Genomic DNA, 21,753 nt, shown 5'->3' with positions numbered 1-21,753 from the left:
CTTAATGAAGACGTATCTGGCCCTGAGTTTACCTGAGCAGCATTTTGCTCCGGATGCCGACAAGCATCTGGCTACAGAGGTAATTATAAGCGGGAGCTTTCAAGAGAAGACAAGAATAGGAAGAAGCTCGTTGCTGTTTTCATCCGAAGACTTCAGAGCAGAAGAGGTGTTTCTTAGAAGTGCAGCAGGGGAATGGAGATCGGCAGGAAGAGCGGCAGCAGGCGGGTTCACACTCAACTTCTTTACCGAGGAGGACCGGATTCTCCGAGACCGATCCTATCGCTGGCTTGCGGATAGTCTGGGACGTTCCCTGGAAGAGGCGGATAAGCTCTATCCATTCCTGGTAGTGACACAGAAACCCGGCGAGAGAATAGTTTACCATCACCTGGCTGCAGGCAAGAGGGGAAACCTCTTCTCGGCTTATCACTGGTCAGCAGGAGAAGAATTATGCAGCGCATCTTCTGTTGAAGAACTGATCAGAGCCTCATGGGATAAATGGGTTATTGCACGTCCGAACTATAATAACAATTGCTATTATACAAAGTGGCGCAGGGATGTGGAGATTGAAAGAAAGTATACGTTTGAACGACCGGTGGACACCTGGCTGCTGATACAGAAGCTTTATGCGTCTGTTGCAGCGGGCGGCCTTCCAGGATACATTTTAGAATTTAATGATGAATTTCAAGTCTGGGATTATGAAAACTACATGTTTGAAATTTTGGAGCCGGAGGAGCAGATTGGATATATTTCTTTTGTTCCCCAGGCCAATGGGCTTATGACTGTGAAGCAGAAGACCTTCAAGAAGGATGCTGAGATTCGCACTGAAACCATTAAGGCTAATGTTGCTGTCCATCCGAAGGAAGCAAGGGCATATGCGGAGCAGATCGGCACAGTCCGGGAACTTCCCCCCTACCGGCGGAAACGGTTCGATATCAATATTGAATCCCTCGAAACCGGAAATATATACGGAATTTTTATGGATCTTTGCCGTCCGCTCGGAGATGCTGAGCATGCATTGTACCAATGTGAGGTAGAGTATATCCGTTCCCGGGTCATGAATGAAATCAGCAATGTTATGGAGGATTATGCCGAAGTATGCGCATTCACCAAAGCCTTCCTGGAAGAAGAAGGAACTTCCTTTGAAGAAGGATATTATTCAAAACTAAGCTATCTTCGTGATTACCTTAATCACTTTGAACTTAAGGAGGTCTAAGGGATGGAGCTGAATTTTGTTGTCTATGGTTCATGGAAGATTCGTCACAATGAACCGATGCAGCTTGACGATAAGCAATTGGCACTCTTTCCGCTACGAATAATTCCCGAGGAGAGAGAGAGCATACTGTTGAAAACGGACAGTTCTGTTGATTTTCAATCAGGAATCGTATTTGATGGGCCGGGAGAAGAATCAGAGCATTCAGCCGATATGGATCCAGATTGGTTCCTGACCCATATTCCGCTTGCGGTTCTGGTTCGGCAGGAGAATGTGATTAGAGTTACTCATTTGACTCTGCGGGTAGAGGAAGGCTTTATTCAGCTTGTACGGAACCCGGGAAATGAGCGTGTACCGGACATGAAGTCTTTGGGAGAGCACATTTACAATCTCTATGAACAATCGCATCTTTATCTCTCTAACCATGAATGCTACTACATCAAGGCGAATGAAACGACTGAATTGGAGCAGAAATTTCATTTTGGCCGTCACCTCTCCTATTGGCGGGCACATCAGGAAATATTTGAAGCTTTTGATCGAGGAGAATTTCCGGGGTATACGTTGAAGCTTGGCGATGAATACCAGTCCTGGAGCTTTGATAATTACTTGTATGAGCTTAAGCCGGATGCTCAGGAGGATCGCGGTTATATTTCCGCTATTCATTATTGCAAGAGAAAGAACCAGTGGAATGATCCATTATATATGTTCAAAAAGAAAATTTACAGCGAGGATACGCTGGAGAGATGGGAAAAAAATTATGAGAACCAGTGGATCGATCAAGACGTTCAGATGCTTCTGGAAGATTACTTTGGGTATAGTACAGAGCCGCTTCCTCCATGGAGACGTACCCGGTCAGATATTGGTGTTGAGAGTGCGAACGGCAATATCTTTATGGTGAACATTGATGACTGCAGGGTTCTTGGCGAATCCGGCGCAACACCCTGGGCGAAGCTTCAGCAGTGTGAGATTGAATACATGTCAACCCGTGGTATCCCGGACGAAGAGAAGGTATATGCCGATTTCCACCGCTTGACGGCGCTGGTTGAGCAATTCTTTATTCTTAAAGGCTGGCAGCCTCAGAGCACCTATTATTCCAAGCTAACCTTTCTCAAGGATTATGTGAATCAATCCTCCAAAGGAGCGCCGGCATAGCAATGAATGATTCATACGGAGGTGTTGCCATGAGGGAGAGGAAGTTCACCAACGGGTTGGTTACCTTTAGTCTGATAGATGAAGAAGCGCTCCCGGAGCTGGCCGGGTCACTTGTCCAGTTTCTGGACCCTTATTTCAAGGAGACAGAGAACCGGGATTCGAATTTCAAAATCCACTTCAAGCCTTACTCCTTGCTTCCCGGCGAGTGGCTGAAGCATACGGCAGAGCAGATCGTCATACGCCACAGCACGGCGGCTGCCTTCAATCTGAAGGGGAGGAAATTTATATGGCGGGATGGTTCAACTGTAGTCATTGATGAGACTTACTGCACGGGCTATCATTTTAATCAGGATTCAGAAACAGTTGTTTTATACGGTTCAGAGCAATCCCATATACATTTATATGAATTTGTAAGATATACCTCGCTTTTGATTGAGGAAAGGGCAGGCTCAATGCTGCTCCATGCTTCAGGGGCAATAAAAGATGGTGCCTGCTATCTTGTACTGGGTCATAAAGGCGCGGGTAAGACAAGCACGCTGCTTAATTTAATTGATCACAATGGCTGCCAGTACTTTTCGGGAGACAAGGTTCTGATATCCCAAGGAAAGTCAGGTCTGCGTATTAGAGGCTGGCCAGATTATCCGCATGTCGGCATCGGTACGTTGAAGAATTATCCTGCATGGGTTTCGGAGCTTCGGCTTGATCTGCAGGATGAGAACGGAGAGCCTAAGCCGGATTCCGATAAGCTGCTAATCTCTCCCTCCTTGTTTCGTAAGGTAGTGCTGGGAGCGGCAGAACCGGAAACAGACAAGATCGGCGCATTGATTTTTCCCGAAATAACAGCGGAGGATACCTCTATTACTGATTTTGGACGAACAGCGGATCGAACGGGAATTCTTCGTGCCATGATTGAATATCCGCATGAATTTCTTACTGTGAAGTGGCATCCGTTAGCAGGAGGCAGCCGTCTTTCCGAAAGGTTGGATTACACAGATTTGCTTGAGGCTCTGGCAGAGACTAGGTGGATCTCGGTGAAGGGTAAGACATGTATTCCCCGGGACACGCTACGGCAGCATATTTAACTTTTGGAGGTGTGTGATGACAGTACCCCGCAATCCCGTTGTTTGGCTGATTTGGGATGGAGCGGCCGCTTGGGCAGCACGAAGGCTCAGACAAGAAGGCACTCTTCAAGCGCTTGAGGAACTGGCTTCAGGCGGGGTGGAAGGTGAAGCCAGGGTTCCCTCACCCAACTGCCAGACTCCGCCAAGCCTGGCAACATTATTTACGGGCTCATGGCCGCGAAGACACGGTATTCATGGTTTTCATGTTCCGGTGTCATGGCTGGAGAGCAGGCAAGGGTTTGACCCGGATATCCTGCTTGCCGAGCCTATTTGGAATTATGCTGGAGCACATGGGATAGATAGCGTTCTGGTGCATATTCCCTGGGTCTTGTCCGATGATAATCGTCAACTTCCTGATAGCATCCGTTATGCCATTGAAGGATACTCCAAGCGAATCTTCAGGGGCGGCGCTTGTGTGATTACTCCTGACCAGTTTGGCCAGGCTGTAAATTATACCGCAGGACCCTATGAACTATTGCTTCAGGCGAATGCTGATGATTCCGTAACTGTTTTAACTGACGGTAGTGCTCCGCTCGTTCTGTATCCCGCTTCACTGGAAGCTCCATTGCAGCAATATCTTACAATTGGAGCAGACCAATTGTATGTCGAGATATTTCGGCGTGCGGACGGGGCAGTTGTCTTCATCCACCCGGGGGTATGGCATCCCCGGACAGGTTTCCCTAAAGATGCAATGAACGATCCGGCAAGTACAGCGGAAGTGCAGATTCCATTCGTGGGCGAAGGCTTGGGCGGGGCTTACCGCCGCGGGTTGTTTGGAACGCGTCTGGCTGAAGGAGGGCAAGGAGAAGCCGAGCGGCTTCTTCTTCACAGTATCCGCTGGTCTGCCGAATATTTCAGCCAATCTGCATTAAGCGCAATTCATCAGGTTCAGGATGCGCAGCTGTACATATTATATCAGCCGTGCATTGACGATGTTGAGCATGAGCTAATGGGATGGTGTGATCCGCAGAGCAAAGCTTATCTGCCTGAAATAGCGGAAGAGGTGTGGGGGTTCGTAAGGCAGGTTTACGAATGGGCGGACGGAGAGCTTGCTGCGCTTCAAAACCAATTTGGAGACGGATGCAGTTACATTGTAAGCTCCGATCATGGGATGGCTGGGATGACACATACCATTCATGTTAATGAGATACTGGCCCAAGCCCGTTTGTTGAACTTTGACGCCGAGGGGCGGATCGATCCCAAACATACACTTATTGTGTATCATCAGGCCAATAATGGGTCCTTGTGGCTGAATCCGGAAATCGGGTTCAAAGCTGAACGGGATAAGATACTGGAGAAGGCCGTGGATGCGTTAAAGCTTGCTCGTCATCCCTCTGTTCAGGGACCGTTGTTTGAGTCTGTACATCCAGCGGATTCATTCCAAGGCGATTCTGGCTTCACCCCGGATATGGGGGATCTATTCGTCGCAGCCGCTGACGGATTGGAATTAAGCGCAGCACGTTCTGCCGGGGCGCAAATACTTGTCCCTACGCTTAAAAGCGCCAGTCACGCAACCAATCCCCATCGGCCTTCTCTCAATGGAATTTTTTATGCCAAGGGTCCGGGAATTCCGGCTGGCATCAAACTTGGGGATGTAGATAATCGATCTGTGTTTCCCCTGATTTGCAGACAACTTGGACTGGAAATTCCAGATACAATTGAAGGAGTGCTTCCATTCGGCTAATTATTCAAATAGCAGTTAGGAGTGATTCGGATGTCTGACAACATAGGTTTAATAATAAGAAGTTTGAGGAAAAGAGTTAATATTTCTCAATCAAAACTGGCCGAAGGCATCTGCAGTCAATCTGAAATCAGTAAGATTGAGAATGGTTTAATCAATCCGTATGTAAATACGCTGTATTTAATATCAAGAAAATTGGAAGTGAATTTTAACGATTTTTACGAGTACTTGGACAGTTCCGCCTATAAAGAAATAGAAAGCTTTCAATCCAGGATAAAAGAAGTCGTTGCAGCCGGGAATTTCTCCGATGCCATGCAGCTAATTGCGGAAGCCAAGGGTCTTCAGAGCTTTGAAGACGCTCAAATGAAGCAGTTTCTATTCTGGCAGGAGGCGGTTTGTTATTATCTGGCCAAGAATATAGAGCAGGCTTTTATCCTCTGTGAACAAGCGTTTCGGGCTGCCCGGAAAGCCGAGCTGAAGGAACAGGATATTGAAATATTAATCAGTATGGAACGGATGTACAACGGCTCCCTGCGGTCTGGAACACACATAACCCATCTATTGAATGCCTTAAACGTTGTCAGCGAAAAGCTTGGTGCTGCAAATTATAAATTAGCGGTTCAAGCTCTATATCATATGGCCAGAATTTATTATGGGATGCAGTCTTTGCACGAAGCGCTACACTGCTGCAAACGGGGGGTACATATATGCCGCGAGCATCAGACCATGATTAATCTGGGCGAGCTGATGCTCCTTCAGGGGGACTGCAGACAAGCTCTGGGGGATTTGGGTGCAGCGCTCAAGTTGTACCAGTATGCCACTTTATTTTTTGAAGCCACTGAATCAGCCTATGCGTTCAACCAGGCGAAAACAAGAATTGAATCACTTTCCTGATACCTCCGATATCAGAAGCATCAGCCCAGGCCTCCCTTGTATACGGAGGCCTATTGCCGTTGCCGCCCATGGCTTCCAGATGGAATTAGCATCCTTTGGATTGACTTGATTATAGTTCCCCCCTATGATAAATCTAATGCTTATCATCTATGCTTCGCCGGACAGCCAATCAGGGGCGGACAAGGGGAACACAGATAAAAAAGGAGTGCTATAAATGGGCTTAGAGATTGAACGTAAATTTTTGCTCCCGGAGTATCCGGCCCAACTGATACAGGAAGGGACATTGAGTGTTGCGAATGTGGAAATTATTGAACAGACCTATTTAGCCATAGACGATGGCGAAGAGTTACGGGTCCGTAAAATCAGGAATCCCGAAACGGGCGAGGTTCATTATACGCATACCTACAAAAACGGGAAGGGCATCAGCCGTGAGGAAATTGAATATAACATTTCACAAGGCCTATACGAACAACTGATTCAAGCCTTCGATCTGGTTCCACTCGTAAAAAAACGCATTACCGGAGTCTGGCAAGGAATTAACATCGAAATTGATGTGTACAGCCAGCTTGAGCTGTCTGTTGTGGAAGTGGAGTTCGACTCCTATGATGCAGCAATCAGCTTTAGCCCGCCGGGGTGGTTCGGCAAAGATGTCAGTGATGTGAAAGAGTACAGGAACAAGGTTGTTTGGTTAGAACTCCAGAAGAAAAAGACTTCAGGATAATTACGCTCCCATAGTGTCCGGTTGTATAGCTTTAACGCTTAAACGTGTTAATATAAATTAAAGAGGGGTTCAGGAGGATGAGACAGGTATGGAGTATATAAGCACAAGAGGCAATGTAAAAGCTAAGGGCTTTATTGATACGGTTCTGATGGGGCTGGCGGATGACGGCGGGCTGATGGTGCCTCTTCAGATTCCGGTGATCCTCCCAGAGAAGCTGGAGGAATGGAGAAGCCTGAGCTTCCAGGAGCTGTTTCTTGAAATTTTCTCTTACTATACCAACGATGAAATTCCCTATGAGGATCTCAAAGAAATGGTCTATACCAGCTACGGCAATTTCCGCGCGCCGGAAGTGACGCCGCTGCACAAAGTGAATGATTCCCTGCATGTGCTGGAGCTGTTCCATGGCCCTACCTTTGCCTTCAAGGATGTGGCGCTGCAGTTCATGGGCGAGCTGTATTCCTATATTGCCAGGGTGCGGGGAGAAATTATCCACATTCTCGGCGCCACCTCGGGCGATACGGGAGCGGCGGCGATTCAGGGCGTGCGCGGCAAGGAAGGCATCAAAATCTGCATCCTCCATCCGCACGGCAAGGTCAGCAAGGTGCAGGAGCTGCAGATGACAACAGTGGACGACAGCAATGTGCTGAATCTGTCTGTTGAGGGCAACTTCGATGACTGCCAGAAGGTAATCAAGGAGCTGTTCGCCGATCTGGACTTCAAGGGACGCTATCATCTGCGGGCCATTAACTCCATTAACTTCGTGCGCATTCTGGCGCAGACGGTCTATTATTTCTATGCATATCTGCAAATTGAAGGCAGCGCTGAGAAAAAAATCAGCATCAGTGTGCCTTCCGGCAACTTCGGCAATATTTTCTCCGGCTATCTGGCTAAGCGGATGGGACTGCCGATCCGCAAGCTGATCATCGCCACCAACGAAAACAACATTCTCGAACGTTTCGTGCTGACCGGGGAATACAAGCCGGGTGACTTCACAGGAACCTACAGCCCGTCGATGGATATTCAGGTGGCGAGCAATTTCGAGCGTTATCTGTATTATCTGGTCGATGAGGATGCGGTGAAGCTGTCCGCGTATATGGCGCAGCTGCAGACGGAGGGCAAGATCACTGTGGAGGGTGCAGCCTTTGCCCAGGTGCAGCAGGACTTCTCGGCGCTAGGAGTCAAGAACCAGCAATGTCTCGATACCATCGGCAAATACGAGCGGGAATACGGCTATCTGCTGGACCCGCATACGGCTTGCGGCATTGCGGCGTACGAGGCCTTCAGCAGCCCGGAGGAAACGAATATTACCTTCGCCACTGCGCATCCAGCCAAGTTCAATGAGGCGATTGCATTGACCGGCATCAGGCAGGAGTTCCCGGCTCCCATCTCCGCGCTGTTCTCCATGCCGCAGTTCATGACTGTGGTGGAGCATGACAAGGCTGAGATTGTGCGGCAGCTGGTGGAGTTTTACGGATAAACCAATAAGCGGCCTTGCCGGAGCATCCCCCTGCCGGCCGCCCTCATACAACTCATGGCAGACCGCCCTGTTCCTACCAAGGACAGGGTTTTCTCATGTGGTCCGGCGGTGCTTTTTTTCACAAATGCGAACTGGCGGAATTTGTCGTAAATTCCTTTCGAAAAGTAGACATACCTATTCCGGGATGAGAAAATAGCAGATAAAGATCAGTATGACCAGCCGAAACGGCTTGTATATTTAAAAAAAGGACGGGATCATTCATGACTATTCGATTCGGGGTCGTAGGCACCAACTGGATTACAGACCGCTTCATCCAGGCGGGTCTTGAGAACGAGGAATTTATCCTTACTGCCGTATACTCCCGTACAGAGGAGAAGGGGCGCGACTTTGCCGCCAAATACGCAGGCGCATCCATATATACTAACCTTGAAGAGATGGTGACCAGCGGTGAAGTGGATGCCGTATATATCGCCAGTCCCAATTCAATGCACGCTGGGCAGGCGCTAATATGCTTGAACCATGGGAAGCATGTCATCTGTGAAAAGCCTGCGGCCTCCAACAGCGCGGAGCTGCGGGCGATGCTTGAGGCGGCGCGGAAGAATGGCGTGCTGTTCATGGAAGCGATGAAATCGACCTTTATGCCCAATTTCGGCGTGATCAGGGACAACCTGTATAAGCTGGGCCAGGTGCGCCGTTATTTCGCCGGCTATTGTCAATACTCATCGAGATATGATGCCTACCGCCAGGGAACGGTGCTTAATGCTTTTAATCCGGCGTACTCCAATGGCTCGTTAATGGATCTTGGCATCTATTGTCTGTATCCGCTGGTGGCGCTGTTCGGCAAACCGGAAACCGTGCAGGCTGTGGGCGTGCTGCTCGCTTCAGGTGTGGACGGCGAAGGCAGCATCGTAATGCGGTATTCCGATATGGATGCCGTGGTGATGTATTCCAAGATAGCAGACTCATACCTGCCTGCCGAGATTCAGGGCGAGAACGGCACAATGGTCATCGACAAGATCAACCAGCCCTATCAGGTCAAAATTTATTACCGTGACGGCACGGTTGAGGAGCTTACATTGCCGCAGGTATTTGAGCCTATGTATTATGAGGTAGAAGAATTCATCAGCCTGATCCAAAGCGGACAACTTGAGAGCAGCGTCAACAGCCACGCCAATTCGCTTGCAGTCGCCGAGGTCATGGAGGAAGCCAGAGCGCAAATCGGCCTCCGCTATGCATCGGACCTGTAGCGGAAGTCCGCGGATGAACGTGGAAATGGGGGGGGCGGAACTTGAAAACATTTAAAAAGGTGTACATCGAGATTACAAGCGTCTGCAACCTGGCCTGCAGCTTCTGCCCGCCCACCGAACGGCAGAAAAATTTCATGAAGCTGGACACCTTCAATATAATCCTCGACGAGATCAAGCCGCACAGCAATCATATCTACCTCCATGTCAAAGGCGAGCCGCTGCTGCATCCGAAGCTCGGCGGGCTGCTGGATGCCGCCCACGCCAAGGGGTTCAAGGTGAACATTACGACCAATGGAACTCTCATTCACAAGGCGGGGCCGAAGCTGCTCGGCAAGCCGGCGCTGCGGCAGATGAACTTCTCGCTGCACAGCTTCGACGGCCATGCAGGCTCGGAGAACCGCGAGGGATATGTGTCGGAGATTATTTCTTTTGTGCGCGAGGTGTCTGCACAAGGGGTTATTGTTTCCTTCCGGCTGTGGAATCTGGCCGAGGACAACCGGACAAATCTGGAGAAGAGCCGCAACCGCGAGACGCTGGCTCTGCTGGAGGAAGCCTTCAATCTGGACTTCAGGATTGAAGAGAAGGTCGTGCCCGGCAGCGGTGTGAAGATTGCGCCGCGGGTGTATTTGAACCAGGACCACGAGTTCAAATGGCCTGCCCTGCACGAGCCGGAGGATGAGGGCAAAGGCTTCTGCCACGCGCTGCGCAGCCAGGCGGCGGTGCTTGTCGACGGCACGGTGGTGCCGTGCTGCCTCGATGGCGAAGGGGTGATCAACCTCGGCAATATTCATGAGAAGCCGTTCGCCGAGATTGTGGAGGGCGAGCGCGCGAACAATCTGTTCAATGGCTTCTCCCGCCGGGAAGCGGTGGAGGAGCTGTGCCGCAAATGCGGGTACAGGCAGCGGTTCGGAACGTAGATCGGATGTTATATTAGGAGGCAATAACGTATGCTGAAATCCCTGCAAGCCATTGAAGCCTGCCGTGAGACCGGGAAGCTGTCCGGCGGGCATTTTCCCTGGCTGGATTATATTGTTCAAGCGGAAGAAACCATAGTCAATCTGGAGCGCGTAGCCTCACTGCATGAGCTGGAGTACATAAATCCGGTGCTGGATTATGTGGAGCGGAGCCTGCGCCTGCTGGACAGTCTGCCGTTGTCCTACTGGGTCAAGGAGCTGGTGGAGGAAACGCTGGTGTGGTCAGAGACGGCAAAGGGCGGAACCCTGCGCCAGCGCCGGCAATGGCAGGCGGAGGGCATTAATATTTTTGCCCACAATATCGGCTCTGCCCAGCTTTATTTGCGCCATACAGGCGGAATAGGGGAGGAAGAGCATGATCCGGAGTCTGCTCCGGGGTTGAAAGCGGACGGGGCAGAGGCTGAGAAACGGGTGATTGTGCATCGGCTGATTGAAACACACGGTCTGATCGGCCAGCAGATTCGCGGCGAGGTGCCTCCATCCGTGAATCGTCCGCTGCCCCGGATGGTGGAGGAAGGGCTGCTTACCGCCGATGAGCTGGAGCGGCTGCTGTTCGCGCTGAACCACTGCATCATTTCCGCGGTATCCCCTGAGCTGTGGCAGGAGGTTCGCCCTCAGGTGATGAAGCTGATAGCCTTGATCTCTTCGGGAGATTTGCATGCTGAAGTGCCGATGAAGGAGCGCCTGCGGAGAATGCGGGCAGGAGCGATTGCCGGGGGCGAGGATTATGATACCGAGTGGGACGCCCTGTTGCAGGAAGGCTTCAATCCCGATGTTCTGGAGCCTATGCAGCCGGTTACGTTCTGGTATGTGGAGTCTGCGCTGCAGACCTTTTCGCTGGAGCAATTCCTGAAGGTCATGGCGCTTACAGCCTGCGGCAGCAAGCTGTCCAGCTTGAACCATATCAGCTACGAGGCAGTAATGAACAGCATCTATTACGACTACAAGGGCGCCAAGAAGATCAATGTGTACAAGAAGCGGATTATTGAGAAATATCTGTCCGGCCTGGCCTGGGAGGATATTCTGAATGGCAGCACTCCTCCTGGCAATCCGCATCTGATTCACCGGCTGCGGCGGGAGGAGCATTTGCCGGATACGCTGTTTTTCAATTTTGAGTTCTCCCCGGCGGCAGAGAAGCTGATTGAGTTCTGCATAGAGGCCGAAAAGTCGGCGCTGTATGAGCGGGCAGTGCTGCTGCTGTTCGATCTGTTCGAGCTGCGCCGGGATGCCTTTGACCGGTTCCATAATGAGGATACGTATTTAAGCCAAATGAATGGCACGGCAGACTATAAAGCGGTCATTCTGGAGTATGTGACCGGCCGGAAGGTGCTGGATATCGGCCCCGGAGGCGGTGTGCTGCTGGACCTGATTGAGGAACGGATGCCGGGCGTGATTCCGGTGGGCATTGATATTTCCAGCAATGTTGTGGAGGCGCTGCGCCAGAAGAAGCAGCGGGAGGGCCGGCGCTGGGAGGTGCTGCAGGGCGACGCGCTGAATCTGAAGGACTTTGTGGAGCCGGGCACGGTGGATACGGTGATCTTCTCTTCGATTCTGCATGAGCTGTATTCCTATGTTCCGCTTAACGGCAAAAAGTTCAATCATGCAACTGTGGCTGCGGCACTGGTGAGCAGCTTGGAGGTGCTGGCGGATGGCGGCGTAATCATTATCCGCGACGGAATTATGAGCGAACCGCCGGAGCAGCGGCGCCGTGTGCGCTTTCTGGAGACAGACGGGATGGCGGCGCTGGAGCGCTATGCCAAGGATTTTGCCGGACGGGACATTCAGGTTGAGCGGGTGAATGAGCACGAGGTGCTGCTGCCGGTGAACGATGCCATGGAGTTTCTGTATACCTATACGTGGGGAGAGGAAGCCTATATCCATGAGGTTCAGGAGCAGTTCGGCTACTTCACTCCTTCGCAGTACAAGTCTTTCATTGAGCAGACGCTGGGCGGGCAGGCGAGGATTGAGGTCTTCCGCCATTATTTGCAGGAAGGCTATACGGAGGCGCTTCAGGACCGGATCATCATCATGGATGAGGACGGCCGTGAGGTGCCGCTGCCGGACAGCACCTGTTTTATTGTGATCCGGAAGGAAGGATGATGAGGCAGGGGCAGCTTCCCTTCCAGTAGCCGGACAACTGCGCTGCACATGGATAAAACTTATCCTATCAATGGATGGCGGGGCGCCGGATTAGTGGGATTTTCTCCACTTAATGGTGCCCTGATGGAGCTGTGACAAGGCTTAGTGGGAATTTGTACACTTAATTCGGCTGCTTATGGCCTGAAAGGGCTGTTAGCGCGGAATTAGGTTTACTTTTTCCACTTCATTCTGGTAACAGAGCAAATAGTGCGAAATTAGTGATCCTTTTTCCACTTAGCTGAATGGGGCCGTTAATGTTAATGTGAAGGATGTGCAACCAGGGCGAAGTATCATCCAGTTGGCAGTGTATGCACTTAGTTGCACTTGTTAGTGGTTCACTTATCAGTAGTTGCACTTGTTAGTGGTTGGATTTATCAATATATAGATTGAACTTGTGATTGTTATAGTTCAGGTTCGGTCGTGACTCCAGAGAATGTTTGGACTTCCGGCCGCTGACCGTCTGCAGATTTCTTGTTCAATACCGCTGTCCGCGGTGGAAATCCGCAGACAAAGGCGGACGCTTCCACTACTGCAGTTCCCAATTTCCCTTCCGCCATTCTTCCTTTTTCTTGATGTTTTTAAGTTCAATTTATAGAGTTGCATTTATCAGTAGTTGAACTTGTTACTGTCAGTTGGTGTGCATGAGTTGACTGTGTAAACGTCTTGGCAAGCGGGGTGTTGCTTGCCGGGAAATGCTGCTTTTCAGAGTTGAAAGTAAGGGTTCGGGTGAATTAAGCCCGCACAGGATGGCCGCCACGGGCGGGCTTTGAGCTTAAGGATACAGCTGCCCCTGTGCGGATACCTGCCCCTGTCCCTTGCGGAATTCCGAAGGGGAGCATTTCATCGCCTTGCGGAACACTTTGATGAAATAGCTGACGTTGTCGAAGCCGACCTCCAGGGCGATGTCGGAGATTTTGCGTTCGGTCTGCTGCAGCAGGTCTGCGGCCTGGCGGATGCGGTAGGAGTTGATATAATCGACCGGTGTTTTGCGTGTCATTGCCTTGAAGAAGCGGCAGAACTGGCCTTCGCTCATCGGAATCAGCTCGGAGAGATCGCGGGTGCGGATCGGCTCCTGATAGTTGTCCTGGATATAGACAATGACCTTTTTGAGCCGGTTGATCTTGGTCGTATCGGCGCTCTCCGATTGGCTGTGGTTGACCGAGCGGCCCGGGGCGGCGATCTGCGAGAGCATGATGAGCAAAGTTCCCTTCATAAAGGATTCGAATCCGGGCATTTTATTATCATATGCTTCCATCATGCGCTCCAGATGGCGGAGCAGCTCCAGCTGCCAGGGGATATCCGGCGAGAGCAGGCGCGGAAAGCTCTGGCGTTTCTCCAGAAGGGGCAGAATCACCGTTTGCTGGATGGTGTCATACTGTGCGCTGGCCAGCAGATCGGGATGAAAGACCAGGGCGCAGAAGCGGCAGGGGCCTTCCTTCAGCACATAGGCGGCATGGATATCGCCGGATTCAATGAATACAGCTTCGCCTGCGCGAAGCGGGAAATAGTCGGTGTCCACCTGAAACAGGATTTCGCCTTCCAGCAGCAGGAAGAACTCGGCTTCGTCATGCCAGTGCGTATCCAGGACATGGGTTCCGGCCGGAAGCTCAATCCAGTAAGCGGCAAGCGGAAACATAACATCACCGTGTACACGGTCTTCCTTCAGCAGGCGCTGCGAGGTGCGGTCCATATTGGTCCTCCTTTTCGGAAAAACATCAGAATAGTGTTATAAATAAGCTATATTTTATTAGTTTTGTCTATTTGTTATCGTTATAATGCAACTATAAACACCAAATTGAAGGGTGGCAAGTGCACACATGAAATTTACAGACGGCCTCTGGCTGGTTCGCGACGGAATCAACATCAACGGTGCAGTTCAAAACTATGTGGTAGAAAAAACCTCCGAGGGTCTGACAGCCATTACGCAGACAACTCCGATTACCGGACGCGCAGCAACGCTGAACTCCACGCTGCTTACCGTAAAATTCCATTCCCCGCTTCCGGGTGTGGTAGGCGTCAAGATCATTCATAATGACGGTGTCATCGGCCGCGGTCCGGCCTTTGAATTGACCAAGGGAACCGGCGATCATGTACAGATTGAAGAAACCGAAGCACAAACCGTGCTGATCAGCGGCGGACTTCGTGTAGTCATCAACAAAGGCGCTCAATGGTCCGTAGACTTTTACCGGGGCGACGAGCGCATTACCGGCAGCGGTTTCAAATCGATGGCCTACATTACCGACCAGGACGGCAGCACGTTCATGCGTGAAGAGCTGGATATCGGCGTGGGCGAATTTGTCTATGGCCTCGGCGAACGCTTCACGGCTTTTGTGAAGAACGGACAAGTCGTTGATATCTGGAACAAGGACGGCGGCACCAGCTCCGAGCAGGCGTACAAGAACATTCCGTTCTATGTAACAAGCAGGGGCTACGGAGTATTTGTGAACCAGCCTGAGCTGGTTTCGTACGAAATCGCTTCGGAAAAAGTGAAAAAAGCCCAATTCAGCGTAGCCGGAGAGAGCCTTGAATATTTCGTTATAGAAGGACCTACGATTAAAGAGGTCATCAGCAAATATACTTCGCTTACCGGCAAGCCTGCACTTCCACCTGCATGGACCTTCGGTCTGTGGCTGACGACCTCGTTCACCACCGACTACGATGAAGCAACCGTGAATTCCTTCGTAGAAGGCATGGCTGAGCGCGATCTGCCGCTGCATGTATTCCACTTCGACTGCTTCTGGATGCGCGAGTACCAATGGACCGACTTCCAGTGGGATGAGCGCGTATTCCCGGACCCGGTTGGCATGCTGAAACGCCTGAAGGAAAAAGGCCTGAAAATCTGCGTCTGGATCAACTCTTATATCGGACAGCGTTCACCGCTGTTTGAAGAAGGGAAGAAGAACGGCTATCTGATCAAAAAACCGAGCGGCGACGTGTATCAAACCGACCTGTGGCAAGCGGGCATGGGACTCGTGGACTTCACGAACCCTGCGGCCTGCGAATGGTATGCCGGTTACCTCCGCAAGCTGGTGGATATGGGCGTAGACAGCTTCAAGACCGACTTCGGCGAAAGGATTCCAACCGATGTCGTGTACTTTGACGGCTCCGATCCGCAGAAAATGCACAACTACTACACTCAAATGTACAACAAAGTGGTCTTTGATGTCCTGGAAGAGAAGCTCGGCAAAAATGAAGCGGCGGTCTTCGCCCGTTCGGCTACGGCCGGAGGGCAGCAGTTCCCGGTACACTGGGGCGGCGACTGCTACGCTGACTATGAATCCATGGCAGAAAGCCTCCGCGGCGGCTTGTCCCTGGGCCTTTCGGGCTTTGGCTTCTGGAGCCATGACATCGGCGGCTTCGAAAATACCGCCCCGGCGCATGTCTTCAAACGCTGGCTGGCCTTCGGCCTCCTGTCCAGCCACAGCCGCCTGCACGGCAGCACCTCGTACCGTGTGCCCTGGGCATACGATGACGAAGCTGTGGATGTTACCCGCTTCTTCACCAAGCTCAAATGCAGCCTGATGCCTTACCTGTACGATGTGGCCGGACAGGCGCATGAGCAGGGCTGGGCTTCGATGCGTGCGATGGTCATGGAATTCCCGGAAGATCCGACCTGCGAAGTGCTCGACCGCCAATACATGCTTGGCGACAAGCTGCTGGTGGCTCCAATCTTCCAGGAGAATGGCGAAGTGAAGTACTACCTGCCGGCCGGCCGCTGGACACATCTGCTTAGCGGTGAAACCGTGCAGGGCGGATCATGGCGCAAGGAAACGCATGATTTCTTCAGCCTGCCGCTGTTCGTGCGCCAGAACTCGCTGCTGGCAACAGGCAGTGTAGATACCCGTCCGGATTATGATTTTGCCGATGGCGTGAAATTCAGTCTGTATTCGCTGGAAGACGGTGCGGCAACTGCGGCAACCGTCCGCGGCATTAAAGGTGCGCCTGAGCTGACTGTGAAGGCTGAACGTAGAGGCGGCACCATTTCCGTTGCCGCAGAAGGCAGCGGAAAGGCATTCACCCTGGCGGTGAAGGACCTGGGCACTGTAGCTTCCGTAGACGGAGCCGAGCAAGCCGATGATACAACAGTGAAGGTGAATGCCGGAGCCAAATCCGTATCGTTCACCATTACATTGAAATAAGATCAAGGAACGCTGCCCAATAATTAAATGAATGAATGAATGACAAAAACCTCCCTGTAAGGCCATGGCTGCGAAGGCTTCCATGCCGTCCGGGGAGGTTTTTGCCGGCCACTCTTTCTTGGAAGCACAGCCGGCATTGCTGCTGTTCACCCCTCCCCAAGATCAGAATTGTGTTATATGTCGGCTGATTCGTATTAGTTTTATGCCGGTAATGTCCGTATACTGTGATTGTTTACAGATTCGCATGAACGAAGGAGCTGCTTCACTATGCACAATCAAGAGAACCATGCCGGAGTGTACAGCCAGTCTGAGTACAGCCCGGCTACGGCGCTGTCCACAGCCGCCAATTATATCATGAACCGGCAGGAGCCGTTCATCCACACCTACCGGACGTATATCCGGCTGCGGGAGAATGGCAGCCTGACCCTGAAATTCTGGCACAGCAATGCGGTGGATTCGACTTGGGATCTGGGGCTTGAAGCGAGCGCGGGCGAGCCGGGAGGAGCATGGGGCATCGAGGCCGCCTATATTGCCGACGGAGGGCTGGAACCGGACGGCACTGTGACACCAGGCACGCAGGTGGCCGTGACCTTCTCAGGAGAAACAGGGAAGGAGGTGCTCCCGGGGGAGGCCTTCTGGACCGATGAAGCAGTGCTGGATTTGCCGGAGGGACACTATTTGGCTTTTACCTGGACGCTTAGAACGGCTTCTGCGGGGAAAACAATCCCGTACAATGTCGAGGGGATGCTTGTCTCTGCCTACGACGCACCGGGGAATCTCGCCGGGCAGGAAACGTCCCGTTCCTTCAGCGTATCGGACAAGCTCCTGGTGCTGCCCGGCTATATCGGCTATAAGAAAAAAGTGGATAAAAAGCTCGTGTTCCTGGGAGATTCAATCACCCAGGGGGTACGGACAGCAAAGGATGAATACTCCTACTGGGCTGCGCGTATTGCCGAGGGGCTTGGAACCGGATACGGGCTGTGGAATATCGGTTCAGGCTGGGCCCGCGCCTATGATGCGGCAACCGGCGGTTCCTGGCTGAACAAGGCCAAACAGGGCGATGAGGTGCTGATTGTGCTGGGTGTGAACGATCTCGATATCGGCAAGCGCTCCGCTGCTGAATTGCTTGAGGATATTGCGCGGATCATTTCCTTGATCAGAGAAGCTAACCCGGAGGTGAAGATTATCCTCGGCACCGTGCCGCCGTTTAATTTCGCGGGCGAGCGGGAGGATGCCTGGCGGAGTGTGAATGCGGCGATTCTCGCAGCTCCCCCGGCCGGGGTCAGCCGCGTATTTGATATCGCGGCCGTATTGGCAATGCCTGCTCCGGCGGACCATAGAGTCCGTCCGGAATATATGAGCAACAGCGATGATCCCCATCCCAACGGCACCGCCGGCAAGGCGGTGGCGGAGGCTTTTCTGAAATGGTATTAATCAGGGGTTAATCCGGGTCCGGTAATCCTTGGGAGAGCTGCCCACCTGCTTCTTGAACACCTTGCTGAAATATTTGACATCATGAAAGCCGACCATCTCCGAGATTTGCGACAGCTTCAGGTTGGGATTCTGCAGCAGCAGCTTGGCCTTGTCGATTCGGACAACACCGATGTAATCGGAGAAATTGATGCCGTATTCCTGCTTGAATTTGCGTGAAATGTACTCGCGGCTGACATAGAATTTGCCGGCCACTTCCTGCAGCGACAGGTCGGACTGGTAGTTCTGTTCAATATATTTAACAATATCCGTGAGCGGGTTGCGCTCCTTCGCCTGCCTGGCTGCAAGCTCCTGTGACAGGCGCCGCATCATGTCCAGCGACCAGTCGCGCCAGGCAAATAAAGAAAAGGAATAGCCGCCCGGCAGCGGAGCCGGGTTCAGTGCGTCCGTCCGCTCCAGCTCCGCCAGAGCGCTGTCCGCCTGTCCGCCCAAGGCCTCCCTTGCCAGCCGGGAACGGAACAGCAGGGCGTCGGCTTTCCAGGAGTTCAGCATCTCGGGTGTGACGGCGCCCCGGCGGCTAAGCTCTCCTGTCCAATGCTGCGCCGCGGCCGACAGCGCCTCCGGATTGCCGCTGATCACGGCCATTCTCCATTCCTCCTGCACGTCGGCAAAGATCATCGGCGGCCCGCTTCCGGTATCCGCAGCTTCAGCAGATGAAGCGAAATGGCAATAATCCTCATGTCTTAACAGATTCCGCCGGAGCAGGGCTTCGGCGGCTTCTGTGCGTTCAGCGGGCAGCCCGCCGGGCAGAGGGCCAGCAGAGCTGATGCCAAAATGCATCCGGAACTGCAGCGTAAGGTATATTCCCTGGTTAATCCGGTTGATCAGCCCGACTATGGATTCCTGGACATCCCACAGGATAATCGCGATTTCCGGCGGTCCGCCCCAATACCGGAAGGCAATTCCCTTGCTCTGCTGCTGCAGAAATTCATTGCAGATGTTGACGATGGCGTAATACAGCAGCTCGCTGTCTCCGCCGAACCGTTTGATCAGCGGGTTATTGCCGGGATCGGTCTGCACCAGAATCAGCCGCGAGACTTCGGCGCTGCGCGGGATGATCCCGTCATCCCAAAGCCTGCGCAGCGAAGCTTCGGCATTGATCGGATCATCGATCAGCGCAGACAGCAGCTTTTCCCCATAAATGGGTTTGATTTCGTTCAGCCGGATGCTTTGCCTCTGCCGGTGGCTGCGCTCTTCTTCCTCAGACCGCCAGGCGGCAACCGCTTTGGACACTGCATTATTAATCATCTCCGGCTCAATCGGCTTAAGAATATAGTCAATGCCGCCGTGGCGGACGGTTTGGCGGACAAAATCAAAATCATTATGGCCGCTGACCACAATGAATTTGGTATTTCCGGCAAATTCGTTAACCCAGGTCATCAGCTCAAGCCCGTTGCCTGATTCCATCATCATATCCATGATGACCAGGGCCGGCTTCTCCCTGCGGATTAGCCGGATGGCTTCGTTGCCGTTCCCGGCCTCCAGAATTTCCCCGATTTGATGGGCGTCCCAGTCGACCAGCAGCCTAACCGCCTTGCGTACTCTTGCCTCGTCGTCTACAATCAGCGCCTTCATATGGCTTCACTCTCCACTACAATTTCAAAGTCCAACCTGACTGCCACTCCGCCTTCCTTCTGATTATCCACGGTCAGCACAGCGCTGTCCCCGCAGACGAGCCTGAGCCGGGCGAGCACATTGGGCAAGCCGATCCGGGCGCCCGGAGCATCCCGCTTGCTGTCTTTGCTGTCCATGCTCTTCATGGAGTCAATATCCAGCCGGCCGGGATGCTGAAGCTCCTGCTGCAGGGCCTCCAGCCGCGCCGCAGGAATGGAGCTGCCATTGTTCCGGATGATGATTTCCATCCGCCCGGAAGCCAGCCGTGCCGCCGTGATTTCAATCAGGCCGTCCGCACGGGCGAGATTGAAGCCATGCTTGAAGTAATTTTCCACGATCGGCTGCAGGATCATTTTGGGCATCAGCGCGTTCAGCAGCGATTCTTCCATATCGTAGCGGAAAGTGAACTTATTTTCAAAACGTTCTTTTTGCAGCTCGATATAGGCCCGGACGTGATCCAGCTCATTTTGTACCGTCACAATCTTCTCATCATTGTACATGCTGTAGCGCATCATCTTGGCGAGTGCCGAGAGCAGGGCATAGATTTGCGGCACCTTCAGCTCCAGAGCGAGTGTACCGATAATCTGCAGCGTGTTGTTCAGGAAATGGGGATTAATCTGCGACTGCAGCGCCCTTAGCTCATTGGTCTTATTCGACAGCTCCAGCCGGTATTCCCGCAGAATCAGGTTGTTGATCGTATCCATCATGCTGCGGAAGCGTTCGGTCACAAGGCCGATCTCATCCTTGCCGGCGGGCCTGATGTCGATCTCCAGGTTACCGGTCTGCACCTGATTCATATACCTGGTCAGCTGCTTGATGGGCGCTGTGATCCGGAAGGAGATCAGAACCGTCAGCGCAATGATCATAATCATCAGCAGCACCAGGAGCAGGATATTGATTCCGGCGGCTTCTTTGGCTTCACGGAACAGGTAGGAGACGGGGATTTGCTTCACCAGCGTCCATTTTAGCCCAGGGCTCTCAATCCTCTGATAGATAAACACGGCCCCTTCCTCTTCAAAATAACCCTGCGTCAGCCCGCTGGCCGCGATTTGCCTGTCATACCAGGAAGCGTTCAGCGGTTTGCCCAAATCCGCCTCGTCATGACTGTATACCAGGGTGCCGCTGTCATCCACAAGATAGATGTTCTCCTTATCCCGCTCGTACAGCTGGTTCATGATATCCGTAAAGGCGGTGAGCTTCACATCAATGGAGAGATAGCCCAGCGCCTCGGTGGAAGGGATTTGTTCAATCCTTCTGTGCAGGGTGAAGACCGGCTCCGAGGTCAGCTGCGGGATCGGCGAATTCAGCCCGTAGCTGTTGCTGATATGCGTGCTCTGGACAGATACGGGATAGGTTTCCGCGATCCGGGAGTCCATGTAGGGCGGAATGCCCTGCCAGCGCTTTGGCGTGGTGTTTTGGGTGACAAGTGTGGCTTTGCTGTCCTTGACCCCGTACAAATAGACCTGAGAGATATCAGGCATAGAGGTCAATATATAATTCAGCGAGGAGTAGATTTGGATATTGGCCGACATATCATCGTATCCGGCTTCAAGCAGCCGGTAAAAGTCCGAGTCCGAGTAGACCACCAGGGACAGCCGGTTCACCTCCTGAATGAGACTGTCTATATTTTTGTAGCCCTGGTACAGCAGATTCTTATTCTCATCCACAGCCCGCGTTCTCAGAGACTGCGTCGTATAGGAATAACTGATAAACATCGTAGCCATAATACAAATCAGGGTTGGAAGGAGTAAAAATACAATCAGCTTGGTGCGGATACTGTTCCATTTCATCGATTCTTGTCACATCCGATCAATATTTTACACCTGAAAGATCACCTGAGTAGGTGTGAGCGGTCCTTCAAAAAACAGATAATATGTTTAGATCATAAACAAG

General features: G+C 52.3%; 15 protein-coding genes. 12 read left to right on the top strand and 3 right to left on the bottom strand.

Going from position 1 to position 21,753, the window contains the following annotated elements; translation table 11 throughout:
• Positions 1 to 4 precede the first annotated feature (4 nt).
• From HYD27_RS13595 to HYD27_RS13550, 10 genes are all read left to right on the top strand, one after another.
• The gene (locus tag HYD27_RS13595; RefSeq protein ID WP_219215958.1) at positions 5 to 1,213 is read left to right on the top strand and encodes a hypothetical protein; all 1,209 of its coding nucleotides are present in this window, start codon (positions 5 to 7) and stop codon (positions 1,211 to 1,213) included.
• A gap of 3 nt (positions 1,214 to 1,216) precedes the next feature.
• Complete coding sequence (locus HYD27_RS13590; RefSeq protein WP_219215956.1) at positions 1,217 to 2,362, top strand: hypothetical protein; 1,146 nt, start codon at positions 1,217 to 1,219, stop codon at positions 2,360 to 2,362.
• A gap of 29 nt (positions 2,363 to 2,391) precedes the next feature.
• Positions 2,392 to 3,444: a hypothetical protein gene (locus tag HYD27_RS13585; RefSeq protein WP_219215954.1), complete on the top strand. Its 1,053-nt coding sequence runs from the start codon at positions 2,392 to 2,394 to the stop codon at positions 3,442 to 3,444.
• A 16-nt stretch (positions 3,445 to 3,460) separates the two neighbouring features.
• The gene (locus HYD27_RS13580) at positions 3,461 to 5,167 is read left to right on the top strand and encodes an alkaline phosphatase family protein (RefSeq protein ID WP_219215952.1); all 1,707 of its coding nucleotides are present in this window, start codon (positions 3,461 to 3,463) and stop codon (positions 5,165 to 5,167) included.
• 30 nt (positions 5,168 to 5,197) lie between these two features.
• On the top strand, positions 5,198 to 6,058 hold the full coding sequence (locus HYD27_RS13575; protein ID WP_219215950.1) for a helix-turn-helix domain-containing protein: 861 nt from the start codon (positions 5,198 to 5,200) through the stop codon (positions 6,056 to 6,058).
• A gap of 214 nt (positions 6,059 to 6,272) precedes the next feature.
• Entirely contained in the window at positions 6,273 to 6,779 is a 507-nt protein-coding gene (locus HYD27_RS13570) for a CYTH domain-containing protein (protein WP_219215948.1), read from the top strand.
• Positions 6,780 to 6,867: 88 nt separating this feature from the next.
• Entirely contained in the window at positions 6,868 to 8,256 is a 1,389-nt protein-coding gene (gene thrC / locus HYD27_RS13565; RefSeq protein WP_219215946.1) for a threonine synthase, read from the top strand.
• 260 nt (positions 8,257 to 8,516) lie between these two features.
• Complete coding sequence (locus HYD27_RS13560) at positions 8,517 to 9,503, top strand: Gfo/Idh/MocA family protein (protein WP_219215944.1); 987 nt, start codon at positions 8,517 to 8,519, stop codon at positions 9,501 to 9,503.
• A gap of 41 nt (positions 9,504 to 9,544) precedes the next feature.
• Positions 9,545 to 10,420 (top strand): radical SAM/SPASM domain-containing protein, encoded by an 876-nt coding sequence (locus tag HYD27_RS13555; RefSeq protein ID WP_219215942.1) that lies wholly within the window; start codon positions 9,545 to 9,547, stop codon positions 10,418 to 10,420.
• A 30-nt stretch (positions 10,421 to 10,450) separates the two neighbouring features.
• Positions 10,451 to 12,577, top strand: a complete 2,127-nt coding sequence (locus HYD27_RS13550; RefSeq protein ID WP_219215940.1) for a class I SAM-dependent methyltransferase — start codon at positions 10,451 to 10,453, stop codon at positions 12,575 to 12,577.
• 811 nt (positions 12,578 to 13,388) lie between these two features.
• On the opposite strand, the gene HYD27_RS13545 is transcribed toward HYD27_RS13550, so the two are convergent.
• Positions 13,389 to 14,306: an AraC family transcriptional regulator gene (locus HYD27_RS13545; RefSeq protein WP_219215938.1), complete on the bottom strand. Its 918-nt coding sequence runs from the start codon at positions 14,304 to 14,306 to the stop codon at positions 13,389 to 13,391.
• 127 nt (positions 14,307 to 14,433) lie between these two features.
• Here HYD27_RS13545 and yicI point away from each other — a divergent pair, with 127 nt between their 5' ends.
• Both yicI and HYD27_RS13535 read left to right on the top strand, forming a co-directional pair.
• Entirely contained in the window at positions 14,434 to 16,755 is a 2,322-nt protein-coding gene (gene yicI, locus HYD27_RS13540) for an alpha-xylosidase (RefSeq protein ID WP_219215936.1), read from the top strand.
• A gap of 267 nt (positions 16,756 to 17,022) precedes the next feature.
• On the top strand, positions 17,023 to 18,189 hold the full coding sequence (locus HYD27_RS13535) for an SGNH/GDSL hydrolase family protein (protein ID WP_219215935.1): 1,167 nt from the start codon (positions 17,023 to 17,025) through the stop codon (positions 18,187 to 18,189).
• On the opposite strand, the gene HYD27_RS13530 is transcribed toward HYD27_RS13535, so the two are convergent.
• Both HYD27_RS13530 and HYD27_RS13525 read right to left on the bottom strand, forming a co-directional pair.
• The gene (locus HYD27_RS13530) at positions 18,190 to 19,821 is read right to left on the bottom strand and encodes a response regulator (RefSeq protein WP_219215933.1); all 1,632 of its coding nucleotides are present in this window, start codon (positions 19,819 to 19,821) and stop codon (positions 18,190 to 18,192) included. It abuts the gene before it with no gap.
• On the bottom strand, positions 19,818 to 21,650 hold the full coding sequence (locus HYD27_RS13525; RefSeq protein ID WP_219215930.1) for a sensor histidine kinase: 1,833 nt from the start codon (positions 21,648 to 21,650) through the stop codon (positions 19,818 to 19,820). Before HYD27_RS13525 ends, HYD27_RS13530 begins: the two co-directional genes overlap by 4 nt.
• Positions 21,651 to 21,753 lie beyond the last annotated feature (103 nt).

It is taken from the genome of Paenibacillus sp. S150 (assembly GCF_019352175.1).
Classification (GTDB): domain Bacteria; phylum Bacillota; class Bacilli; order Paenibacillales; family Paenibacillaceae; genus Paenibacillus_AQ.
The sequence above is the reverse complement of the archived record's forward strand: the minus strand, read 5'-3'. Positions and strand labels throughout refer to the sequence as shown.